The 11,345-nt window shown below is 73.8% G+C and carries 10 protein-coding genes; 5 read left to right on the forward strand and 5 right to left on the reverse strand.

Translation table 11 applies throughout. The features are described 5' to 3' along the window. Positions 1-54: 54 nt before the first annotated feature. Complete coding sequence (locus tag ACZDWJ_RS11820) at positions 55-843, reverse strand: COG4705 family protein (protein WP_463521157.1); 789 nt, start codon at positions 841-843, stop codon at positions 55-57. A 93-nt stretch (positions 844-936) separates the two neighbouring features. On the opposite strand from ACZDWJ_RS11820, the gene ACZDWJ_RS11825 reads away from it, so the two are divergent. Then, the gene (locus ACZDWJ_RS11825) at positions 937-1,782 is read left to right on the forward strand and encodes a GNAT family N-acetyltransferase (protein ID WP_463521158.1); all 846 of its coding nucleotides are present in this window, start codon (positions 937-939) and stop codon (positions 1,780-1,782) included. Between the two features lie 34 nt (positions 1,783-1,816). Then, positions 1,817-2,176 (forward strand): DoxX family protein, encoded by a 360-nt coding sequence (locus tag ACZDWJ_RS11830; RefSeq protein WP_463521159.1) that lies wholly within the window; start codon positions 1,817-1,819, stop codon positions 2,174-2,176. Positions 2,177-2,219: 43 nt separating this feature from the next. On the opposite strand, the gene ACZDWJ_RS11835 is transcribed toward ACZDWJ_RS11830, so the two are convergent. The 4 genes from ACZDWJ_RS11835 to ACZDWJ_RS11850 form a co-directional block, all read right to left on the reverse strand. Beyond that, a complete protein-coding gene (locus ACZDWJ_RS11835; RefSeq protein ID WP_463521160.1) occupies positions 2,220-3,293 on the reverse strand; it encodes a hypothetical protein in 1,074 nt (357 codons plus the stop codon). Positions 3,294-3,560: 267 nt separating this feature from the next. Next, entirely contained in the window at positions 3,561-4,562 is a 1,002-nt protein-coding gene (locus tag ACZDWJ_RS11840; RefSeq protein ID WP_463521161.1) for a hypothetical protein, read from the reverse strand. Positions 4,563-4,774: 212 nt separating this feature from the next. Then, positions 4,775-5,791: a hypothetical protein gene (locus ACZDWJ_RS11845; RefSeq protein WP_463521162.1), complete on the reverse strand. Its 1,017-nt coding sequence runs from the start codon at positions 5,789-5,791 to the stop codon at positions 4,775-4,777. A 113-nt stretch (positions 5,792-5,904) separates the two neighbouring features. Continuing rightward, positions 5,905-6,963, reverse strand: coding sequence for a hypothetical protein (locus ACZDWJ_RS11850; RefSeq protein ID WP_463521163.1), 1,059 nt, complete (start codon positions 6,961-6,963; stop codon positions 5,905-5,907). Between the two features lie 225 nt (positions 6,964-7,188). Here ACZDWJ_RS11850 and ACZDWJ_RS11855 point away from each other — a divergent pair, with 225 nt between their 5' ends. The 3 genes from ACZDWJ_RS11855 (at position 7,189) to ACZDWJ_RS11865 (ending at position 10,832) form a co-directional block, all read left to right on the forward strand. Then, entirely contained in the window at positions 7,189-8,949 is a 1,761-nt protein-coding gene (locus ACZDWJ_RS11855) for a proline--tRNA ligase (RefSeq protein ID WP_463521168.1), read from the forward strand. Continuing rightward, positions 8,946-9,665: an HAD family hydrolase gene (locus ACZDWJ_RS11860; protein ID WP_463521164.1), complete on the forward strand. Its 720-nt coding sequence runs from the start codon at positions 8,946-8,948 to the stop codon at positions 9,663-9,665. Before ACZDWJ_RS11855 ends, ACZDWJ_RS11860 begins: the two co-directional genes overlap by 4 nt. A gap of 171 nt (positions 9,666-9,836) precedes the next feature. Next, on the forward strand, positions 9,837-10,832 hold the full coding sequence (locus ACZDWJ_RS11865) for a zinc metalloprotease (RefSeq protein WP_463521165.1): 996 nt from the start codon (positions 9,837-9,839) through the stop codon (positions 10,830-10,832). Positions 10,833-11,345: the final 513 nt, after the last annotated feature.

An 11,345-nucleotide genomic window follows, 5' to 3' on the forward strand; every position in this document is an offset into this window, starting at 1 on the left:
GCGCGGGGGTCCGCTGCGTGCGAGGGGTGCTGTGCCGCCGGCGCGTCCGGGGCGTCAGTCGCCCAGGCGGTCGGCCCGCGAGTGGCCCAGGGCCAGCGTCAGGCCGATGGCCACGAAGAGCACCAGGCTCACCGGGCCGGGGCCGAAGCCCAGACCCCCGTGCTTCGGGGCCACGGCCGCCCAGTCGGAGAACGAGGCGCCCAGCGGGCGGGTCAGCACGTAGGCGCTCCAGAAGGCGGCCACGCCGCCGAGGCCGAGACGCCGGTGTGCCAGCCACGGCAGCAGGATCAGGCCGACGAACAGGACGCCGGGCACCCAGTAGCCCAGGTGGAAGGTCGAGGCGAACAGGTCGCCCGTGGCGGTGCCGAGCGCGAAGGTCGCCAGCACGGTGGCCCAGTAGAAGCGCTCGCGGCGCGGCGTCGCGATGCTGTGGATCGAGAGCGTGCCCTCGCTGCGCCACCAGGCGTAGAGGATGCCGGCCACGAGCGCCACGAACGCCAGCGTCGAGGTCAGGTAGGAGACGTGGAGCACGACGCGCCACACGTCGGCGGCCATGGTGCCGAAGACGCTGACCATCGTCACCGCGGACCAGTAGATCCACGGGCGGTAGCGATCGGCGCGCAGCTGGGCGCCCATGGACACCAGCAGCGCGATGCCGGCGAGGACGCCGAGCGGGATCACCAGCGGCGAGCGTCCGATCCAGTCCGAGGTCGTCTCGCCGACGCCGGTGGTGAGGATCTTGGTGAACCAGAAGAGCGCCGTCGCGGCCGGCACCTTGGTCAGGACGGCGACGCCAGCGGTGCGAGCGGCGGGGAGGTCGAGGGTGGGCTCGGAGGCGGTCATGACGTCAGGGTGCGGCCCGGAACCTGCCGGGCACCTGATCGATCCGCGTCCACGCGGCCGCCGGGGTGCCGCGGGCACCACTAGGCTGCGCGTGTGATCGGAACCCGTCCCGGCGTGCGGCCCCTCGGCGCCGCCGACCTCGACGAGTTCCTCGCGCTCGCGGACGCCGACCCGGTCGTGAACGTCTTCGCCTCCCACCGGGCCCGCATCACCAACCTCGAGCCCCGCTGGCTCGGCGGCGAGGTGTGGGGCCGCTTCTCCGGCGGCCGCCTGGTGGCCGCCTGCCACGTGGGCGCGAACCTCGTGCCCGTCGGCGGCACCGCCGACGACCTCGAGGCCTTCGCCGAGCACGCCCGGCTGCGCAGCCGCTCGATCTCCACGATCGTCGGCCCGCACGCGGCCGTCGAGGTGCTGTGGGAGTCGCTCGGCCCGGCCTGGGGCACCCCGCGGGAGATCCGCTGGCGTCAGCCGCACCTGGAGATCACCGGCCCCGCGGCCATCGCCGCCGACCCCGGCGTGCGCCGCACCACCCGGGCCGACCTCGCCGAGCTGTACCCGGCGTGCGTGGCGATGTACACCGAGGAGGTCGGCGTCTCCCCGGAGGCCGGCGGCGCCGGCTCGATCTACCGCGATCGCGTCGCCCAGCTGGTGGGTCGGGGGTGGTCCTTCGCGCGCTTCGACGATGGGCGCCTGGTCTTCAAGGCCGAGGTCGCCTGCGCCACCCCGCACGCCGCCCAGATCCAGGGCGTCTACGTCCCGCCCGAGCTGCGCGGTCAGGGCCTGGCCACCGCGGGCATGGCGGCCGTCGTCGAGCTGGTGCGCAGCGAGATCGCGCCCACCGTCTCCCTCTACGTCAACGAGTGGAACCACGCCGCCCGCACCGCCTACGCGCGGGCCGGCTTCCGGCAGTCGGAGCTGTTCGCCACCGTCATGTTCTAGGGAGGCCCTGGCGGCGGCCCGGTAGGGTCGCGCCGTGGCCCTCTCCCGTACCGCCAAGGCCGTCGCGACGGCGTTCACCGTGTCCGGCGTCATCCACCTGGTGCGCCCGCAGACGTTCTCCCCGGCGATGCCGCCGTGGCTGCCGCGGCACCGCGAGCTGATCATCGGCAGCGGCGTCGCCGAGCTGGCCTGCGCGGCCGGGCTCGCGGTGCCCGCCACCCGCGGGGTGGCCGGCAAGGCCAGCGCCCTGCTGCTCGTGGGCGTCTTCCCGGGCAACGTCCAGATGGCGCTCGACGCCCAGAAGGGCTCGAGCACCGCGCTGAAGGCCGCGATGCTGGCCCGCCTGCCGCTCCAGTGGCCGATGATCCGCGCCACCTGGAACGCCGGCCGCTGACCCTGCCGACTCGGGACCGACTCGGGACCGACTCGGGACCGGCTCAGAAGGCGGGGATCCTGCGCAGCGGCGAGACCCGCTCGCAGTCGGTGACGTCGCAGGCCACCGCTGCGCGCTCGTGCTGACTGGCGACGTCCAGCAGCACGCCGCCGTCGTCGAGCCAGCGCAGGACGCTGAGCGAGATCGTGCCCGCCGACGTGCGGTAGAGCGCGACCGGGCTGCCGTCGACACGGCTGATCCGCTCGCCCGACGGCGCGTCGTCGGTGGCGTCCAGATCGGCCTGCATCACCAGGCGGCCGTCGGGGGAGAACGAGGTCGCCAGCCACTGGCAGGAGTGCGAGAGCGTGGTGCTCGGCGCGCTCAGGCTGGAGATCACCGAGCAGGTCGAGTCGCCGCTGGGCCGGTTGAGGGCCAGGCGGTCCGCGGCGTAGCTGGCCAGGTAGCCGTCGTCCGCCGAGATCCGCCGCACCCGGTCGGTCGCGACGTCCCACTCCACGGTGCCCAGCGGCGCGTCGCCGGACAGGAGCTGGCGCGAGCCGGTGGCGTCGAGGGGCCGGGCGAACCCCGGGAACTCGTGGTGGCCGAGCAGCCGCGCGGTGTCGGTGGCGTAGATCCGCACCGTGCTCTTAGTGATGCTGGCCTGGGTGACGGTGCTGAGGCGGGTGCCGTCCGCGCTGAGGAACGGCTCGCGGTCGCCGAGGTCGCTGCCGCCCACGGCCGTCGGGGACCGGTCCGCGCTGACCCGCACCACCCGCTGCTCGTCGCCGACCACGGTGCGCACCAGGTAGCCGCCGCCTCCGGCGCCGAGCAGGTAGAGGGGCTTGCCCGGCACGGCGATGCGCTGGTCGCCCACGTGCACGGTGCGCCCCTGGAGGTACGGATGCACGACGTCGTCGCCGCGCGGCGCGGAGCGCGGGCTGAGCGTGGTCGACGGCGTCGACGTGGCCACCGCCGGATCTGCGGTCGCCGTCGAGGAGTCGGCGGTGACGGCCGTGCAGGCGAGCAGCGATCCGGCGAGCGCCGCGCCGGCCAGCAGGCTCAGGGCCAGGGGAGCCGATCGGCGGGCGGTGGAGCGGGCGGCGGTGAGGCGGTGGATGGGGCGAGGAGTGCTGCGCATGGGGGTCGACCTCCGGGGTGGGGCGCGCGTCTCGCGCCGTCGGGTGTAGGACGGGACCGCTGGCCGTCGGGTTGTCCCCCGGACGAGGAGATCGGCCCCCGCGCATCGCGCGAGGGCCGATCTCCTGCTGTCTCAGGGCCCGGATCAGTCGAACGGCGAGGGGTGGAGCGGGGAGACCTGCTCGCAGACGTCGCTGCTGCAGGAGCTCCGCGGGGCCGATCGGGTGCTGCTCGTGTGGTCAGCTGGTCAGGCGGTCAGGTGCTGGCCTCAGGAGAACGGCGACGGCCGGATGTCCGAGACCCGCTCGCACTCGGCGCCCAGGCAGCTGATGTCGGCCTCGCTGCTGCCGCTGGTGGCGGTCAGGAGGACCTCTCGCCCGCCGAGCCAGTCCGCCAGGTCGAGGGTCCAGGTCGCGCTGGAGCGCACGTACTCGACGATCGGTCGACCTGCCACGCCCGCGAGACGGATCCGGGTCGGGCCGGGGCCGTCGGTGTCGGCGGGCATCTGCGCCATGAGCGCGCCGTCGGGGGAGAAGGACGCCACCGACCACGAGCAGGAGCGGGACAGCGCGTCGCCCGGCGCGGAGATCCGCTCCACCCGCGTGCAGGGCACGTCGCGGGTCGGGTCGACGGAGTACGCGATGCGGTCGGCGCCGAGGTCTGCGCGATAGGCGGGGATGTCGGCGAGACGGCGGATCGCCTCGGTGCCGACGCGCCACTCCAGCGTGTAGCGCTGTCCGTAGCTGGCGACGAGCTGACGCGAGCCGGTGGCGTCCACGGGGGTGACCCGACCGCTGAAGACCCGCGAGCCGAGGATCCTCCCCGTCGTGGTGTCGACGACCCGCAGGGACGTGCGGACGGGGCTGCCGCTCACCTGCGCGGTCGTGAGGCGGGTGCCGTCGGCGCTGAGGTAGGCGTCGCGTCCGGTCGCGTCGCCGCCGAGCTGCACCGGGTCCTGTCCGTCGGCGACGCGGACGACGCGGGCCCGCTCGCCGATGAAGGTGTAGACGAGGTGGCCGCCGCCGCCGGAGCCCAGCAGGTAGACCGGCTGACCGGGGACCGCGATGCGCTGGTCGCCGACCCAGACCCGGCCCTTCACGAGAGTGGGGTGGTCGACGTCGGCGCCGCGGTCGAAGGCCCGGGGGCTGACGGTGACCGACGGGATCGAGGCGGCCTGGCTGCTCCCGGTCAGGGCGGGGGTGAGGACGGAGGCGGTGGTGGCGAGCAGGCCGAGGGCGGCGAGGCCGAGGCGGCGGGAGCGGTGCGGCATGGGGGTCTCCTGAGAACGACGCGGCGCGCTCGTTCGCGCCGTCGCACAGAAGACGCCGACGCCTGCGATTCGGTTGTGTCGGATCGGCGCGGATCGGCGCGGATCTCCCGGACGTCGGCGACGCCGCGTCCGCGACGACGAACGGCCCCGCGGGGATCCGCGGGGCCGTTCGGGTGGTGGTCGGGTGGTGGTCGGGTGGGCGTGCGCTCAGGTCACTCGGCGAAGGGCGAGGGTCGGATCGCCGAGACCCGCTGGCACTCCTCGACCAGGCAGGAGAGCGACGCCTCGCTCGTCCGGCTGGCCGTGGTGAGCAGCACCCGACGGCCTCCGAGCCAGTCGCTCACGTTGACGGTCCACGTCGAGGGCGAGGTCTTGTACTCCACGATCTGGCGTCCGCCGATGCCGGCGATCCGCACCCGGCTGGGGCCGGGACCGTCGCTGTAGGAGTCGATCTGAGCCATCAGGCTGCCGTCGGGGGAGAACGACGAGACGGCCCAGGCGCACGAGCGGGACACGGCGATCCTCGGCGCGGACAGGCGCGACACCTGGGTGCAGGGGTAGTCGCGGCGCAGGTCGTAGGCGTAGGCGATGCGATCGGCGCCGTAGTCGGCCTCGTAGCCGGCGAGGTCCGCGATGCGGGTGACGGCCTGCGTCCCGATGCGCCACTGGATGGTCCAGCCCTTGTTCGAGCTGGCCACCAGCTGGCGATCGCCGGTGGCGTCGAGGACGTCGACGTAGCCGCTGAAGGCTCGCGTGCCGAGCGTGTGACGGGTCGCGGTGTCGTAGACCCGGATCGTCGTGCGCACCGGGCTCCCCGTGCTCTCGACGGTGGTCAGCCGGGTGCCGTCGGTGCTGAGCCGCACGTCGCCCTCGGTGAGGTCCGGACCGATCGTCGCGGGATCCTGGCCGGCGGCGACCCGCACGGCGCGGATCCCGCTGCCGACCTCGGTGACGACGAAGTATCCGCCGCCACCCTCGCCGAGCAGGTACTGCGCGGTGCCGGGGACGGCGATGCGCTCGCTGCCGACGCGCACCTCGTCGCCGACCAGGATGGGACGCACGACGTCGGCGCCGCGCTCGAAGGCGCGCGGGCTGACGGTGACCGACGGGATCGAGGCGGCCTGGCTGGCTCCGGCTCCGGCCAGGGCGGGGCCGGTGAGGGCGGCGACGGTGGCGGTGGCGCTCAGCAGGCCGAGTGCGGCCAGCCCGAGACGGGCGCGGTGGGGCATGGGGGTCTCCAGGTGATTGGGCGGCGCGTCGTCGCGCCGGTGTCCTGGAAGGACGCCTCGATCGGCGATTCGGTTGCGGGGAGATCGTGAGGATCTCCCCGCGACCGGCGGCCTCAGCGCGTCCGGGCGGCCACCCGGCGCGCCTGGGTCCGCTCGACGGAGCCGCGCTCGAAGAGCAGGGGATCGGTCGGGGTGAGGGCCGAGACCCGCTCGCAGACGGTCCTCAGGCAGGCGACGAGCGCGGTGCGCTTGCGGCTGGCGACCTGGAACAGGACGCGGCCGTCGTCGAGCCAGTCGAGCCCGTAGACGATCACCGAGCGGGCGTTGGGGCGGTAGGTGGCCTGGAGACGTCCGTCGGGGTCGGCGATCTGGTAGGCGTTCTCGTCCTCGAAGAAGGTGCGCGGGTCGAACCGGACCATGCGGCCGTCCGGGGCGAAGCCCAGCACGAAGCTGCGGCAGGTGCGGGCGACCTGCGTCTGCGGTGCGCTCAGCACCACCACCCGGGTGCAGACGTCCTCCCCGCTGATGCTGAAGGCAGCCATCCGGTCCGCGCGGTAGCTCGCGGTGAAGCCGGCCTCGTCGGTCACGCGGCGCACCCGTCCGGTGGCGAGGTTCCACTCGAGGGTGGCGTCGGCCCGCTCGTGGGAGATGAGCACGCGATCGCCCTGCGCGTCCAGGGCGCCGGCCGAGCCGAGGAACTCGTGTCGTCCGAGCCGGCGCCCGGTGTCGGTGTCGACGACCGTGACGGCGCTGCGACCGTGGGTCGGCTCCTTGCTGAGGAGCAGCCGCTCGCCGTCGGTGCTCAGCGTCGGGAAGTAGTCGAGTCCCAGCCCGCCGGGAAGGAGCACCGCCGCGCGGTCGGCGGCGACGCTGACGATCCGGTCGCGCCCGCCGAGGACCGTCGCGACGACGTAGTGGTCCGCGGCGCGCCCGAGCACGAGGACGGCGGTGCCGGGCACGTCGATGCGGGTCTCGCCGACGACGACCTTCCCGTCGACGACCTGCGGGTAGGCCACGTCGGCGCCGCGGGGCAGGCCGAACGGGCCGATCTCGACGTCGGTCGCCGCGGTGGTGCCGGCGGTGGCGGTCGCGCCACCGGCCGCGAGCGGCGCGGCCGCGACGAGGGCGGCCAGGGCGAGCATGAGGCGCGTGCGCAGCGGGCGCAGGGGCATGGGGGTCTCCTCCGAGCGGGGTGGCGGGCCGCGGATCGCGCGGGCCGAGGCGCCCGGCGAGATGGCCGGGCCCGGGAACCCTAGTGGCGCTGCGGGGTGCGGCGGGCCGGATCGCGGCAGCTCGTCGGTCGGCTCGTTCGTTCGGCTCGTCGGGCTTATCCGGTTGCCGCGCCCGGTCGCGCTGGTCGTAGCCTTGCGCGCATGAGCGCCACCCGGGTCCTGCGGATGTCCAGCCTCTTCGTGCGCACGCTGCGCGACGACCCGGCCGACGCCGAGGTGCCCAGCCACCGGCTGCTGGTGCGCGCCGGCTACATCCGCCGCGCGGCGCCGGGCATCTACTCCTGGCTGCCCCTGGGCCTGCGGGTGCTGCGCAAGATCGAGGCGATCGTGCGCGAGGAGATGGACGCCATCGGCGCCCAGGAGCTCTCCTTCCCCGCCCTGCTGCCCCGCGAGCCCTACGAGGCGTCGGGCCGCTGGACCGAGTACGGCGACGGCATCTTCCGGCTCAAGGACCGCAAGGACGCCGACTACCTGCTCGGCCCCACGCACGAGGAGATGTTCACCCTCGTCGTGAAGGACCTCTACTCCTCCTACAAGGACCTGCCTCTCTCGCTCTACCAGATCCAGACGAAGTACCGCGACGAGGCGCGACCCCGGGCCGGTCTGCTGCGCGGGCGCGAGTTCACGATGAAGGACTCCTACTCCTTCGACATCGACGACGCCGGCCTGGAGGCCAGCTACCAGCGGCACCGCGACGCCTACATCCGGATCTTCGACAAGCTCGGCTTCTCCTACGTCATCGTCTCCGCGCACGCCGGCGCCATGGGCGGCTCGCGCTCGGAGGAGTTCCTGGCGCGGGTCGCGGTCGGCGAGGACACCTTCGTGCAGTGCACGGAGTGCGACTACGCCGCCAACGTCGAGGCCGTCGCGATCCACGCGCCCGACCCCCTGCCCTACGACGACGCCCCCGAGTCCCGCGTCGTCGACACCCCCGGCACGCCCACGATCGACTCCCTCGTCGAGCACCTGAACGCGGCCGAGCCCCGCGCCGACCGCCCCTGGGCCGGCGGCGACACCCTCAAGAACGTCCTGTTCGTGCTCGACCACCCCGACGGCACCAGCGAGACCCTCGCCATCGGCCTGCCCGGCGATCGCGAGGTCGACGAGAAGCGGCTCGAGGCGCAGGTCTACCCCGCGGAGTTCCGGCCCTTCGGCGAGGCCGAGTTCGCCGCGCATCCCGACCTCGTCAAGGGCTACATCGGCCCCGCCGTGCTCGGCGAGAAGTCGGCCAGCGGCATCCGCTACCTCGTCGACCCCCGCGTCGTCGAGGGCACGCGCTGGGTCACCGGCGCGAACGCCGACGGCCAGCACGTCCTCGACCTCGTGGCCGGCCGCGACTTCACCCCCGACGGCACGATCGAGGCCGCCGAGGTGCGCGCGGGCGACCCCTGCCCCCACGACGACGGCGGCATCCTGCAGGCCGAGCGCGGCCTGGAGATGGGCCACGTCTTCCAGCTCGGCCGCAAGTTCGCCGACGCCCTCGACCTCAAGGTGCTCGACGAGAACGGCAAGCTCGTCACCGTCACCATGGGCTCCTACGGCATCGGCATCACCCGGGCCGTCGCCGCGATCGCCGAGGGCACCCTCGACGACATCGGCCTGTGCTGGCCCCGCGACGTCGCTCCCGCCGACGTCCACGTCGTCGCCACCGGCAAGGACCCCTCGGCCTACGCCGCCGCCGACCGGATCGTCACCGAGCTCGCCGAGCAGGGCGTCGAGGTGCTCTACGACGACCGCACCGGCAAGGTCAGCCCCGGCGTGAAGTTCAAGGACGCCGAGCTGATCGGCGTGCCCACGATCCTCACCGTCGGACGCTCGCTGGCCGAGTCCGGCACCGTCGAGGTCAAGGACCGCCGCACGGGCGAGCGCGAGGAGTTCGCGGCCGAGGCGATCGTCGACCACCTGGTGCGACTGGTCCGGGCATGAGCGCCGACGGGTCGGGCATCGAGGCGGTCGTCTTCGACTGGGGCGGCACCCTGACGGCCTGGCACGACATCGACTTCCACGCCGAGTCGATGGCCCTGGCCCAGGCCGTCGCGAACGCGCGCCACGACGACGTCGCGGCGCACGCCCGGCGTCTGCACGCCGCCGGCGACGTCATCTGGGGACGCAGCCGCGACGAGCAGCGCAGCTCCACGATCGAGGACCTCTTCGACGTCGCGGGCCTCGAGCACGACCCCGACCTCCTGCAGGCCTACTACGACTTCTGGGAGCCCCACACCCTCACCGATCCCGAGGTGCGACCGCTCTTCGAGGGCCTCCACGAGCGCGGGATCAAGGTCGGCGTGCTCTCCAACACGATCTGGCCCCGGGCCTGGCACCGCGGCTTCTTCGAGCGCGACGACGTCCTCGACCTCCTCGACGGCGACGTCTACTCCAGCGAGATCCCGTGGACCAAGCCGTCCCCGCAGGCCTTCGGCGCCGCGCTCGAGGCCGTCGGCGCCACCGACCCCTCCCGCTGCGTCTACGTGGGGGACCGGCTCTTCGACGACGTCTGGGGCGCGCAGAACGCCGGGCTGCGGGCGATCCACGTGCCGCACAGCGACATCCCGCGCTCGCAGGTCGGCCACACCGAGGGCGAGCCCGACGGCGTCGCGGTGAGCCTGCTCGACGTCCTCACCTTCGTCGACGCCTGGCGCTGACGGCGGAGCCCGGCGCGGTCCGGACGACTCGGGAACGGGGATCGTTCCCGACAGTGGCTGCAGGTTCGTGCATCGCATCTTCCTGAGGGCGGCTCGGGGGCACTCCCGGGGCCGTGGCGGGCGCAGGATCTGCGGACCGGCCGCGACCCGCGGCCCGACGGGAGGACCCCCATGACCCATCGCACCTCCAGGCCCGCGCTGCGTCGGCTGATCGCCGGCAGCACCCTCGGGCTCACCGCGGCCCTCGCCTTCTCCGCCGGCTCGCTCGGCCCGGCCCAGGCCGGCAACGCCTCCGGCACCGCCGCCGCCGGCAGCCTCAGCGCGGTCGCCGACTGCCTGACGCCGCAGGGCACGCCCGACGCCGCCGACGCGGCCCGCGGCGGCAGCCACCTGCGCGACCACCGCGACATCACCGCGACCGAGCAGGCCCGCATCGAGGCGTCCTTCCGCAAGCAGCTGGCCGCCAAGACCAAGGCCGCCAAGCCCACCGCGGGTCGCGTCGCCGCCGGTGCCTCCATCCCGGTCTACGTCCACGTCATGCGCGACGCCAACGGCGCCGGCGACGTCACCGACGCCCAGATCACCCAGCAGATCAAGGTGCTCAACGGCAGCTACGCCGGTGCGAGGTCAAGCACCGCCACCAACACCGGCTTCACCTTCACCCTCGCCGGCATCGACCGCTTCAACAACACCAACTGGCACCAGGACAAGCAGTCGACGACCTACCGCTCGCAGACCCGCAAGGGCGGCAAGAACGCGCTGAACATCTGGCTCGTCGACTTCTCCTACCTCGGCATCGCGACCTTCCCGTGGGACTACGCCGCGAACCCGAGCATCGACGGCATCCGCGTCCAGTACTCCTCGCTGCCCGGCGGCTCGGCCACCAACTACAACCTCGGCGAGACCGCCACCCACGAGAGCGGCCACTGGCTCGGGCTCTACCACACCTTCCAGGGCGGCTGCACGACCACGAACGACGAGGTCTCCGACACCCCGGCCCAGGCCGGCTCGACGTCGGGCTGCCCGGCCGGCCGTGACTCCTGCTCGCTGCCGGGCCTCGACCCGATCCACAACTTCATGGACTACAGCTACGACTCCTGCTACACCGAGTTCACCGCGGGCCAGTCCACCCGCATGAACCAGATGTGGACGGCCTACCGGGCCTGATCCTCGCCACGACGTCCCAGGGCCCGCGGGCCGGCCATCGGCCGGGTCGCGGGCCCCTGTCGTCGCCGGGTCGTCGCGGGGATGTCTCCGGGACGTCTTCAGGATCGGCGCACCAACCCCTCTGACCTGCGACGATGCAATTTCGTGCACATGTGTGCATTGCACAGAAGTGAGGGGGCTGCGCGCGCATGAACCGGGGTGGCCGCGGGGCAGGATGAACTCGTCAGACACCCCAGGGGGTGCGCGACGTCGGTGAGGGCCCGCGGGTCTCGCCGCTGTGGGGGAGATCTCGGGGCTTCCTCACAGTGACGAGAGCGCGGGCCCTCGTCATGTCCGCTCCCGGTCGCTGCAGGTCGCTGCCGGGTGCTGCGCCGCTCGGGGTTCCTCAGCGCGCGAGCAGGCCCGGCCGGATCGACGGCTCGCCGCCCCAGCGCACGCCGGCCACCGCGGCCACGACGGCCGCGCTCGCCTCGCTCGCCCGGCGCTCGGCCGGCGCCGCGGCGACGACGCCCA

The sequence above is a fragment of the Nocardioides sp. B129/18 genome (genome assembly GCF_055282735.1).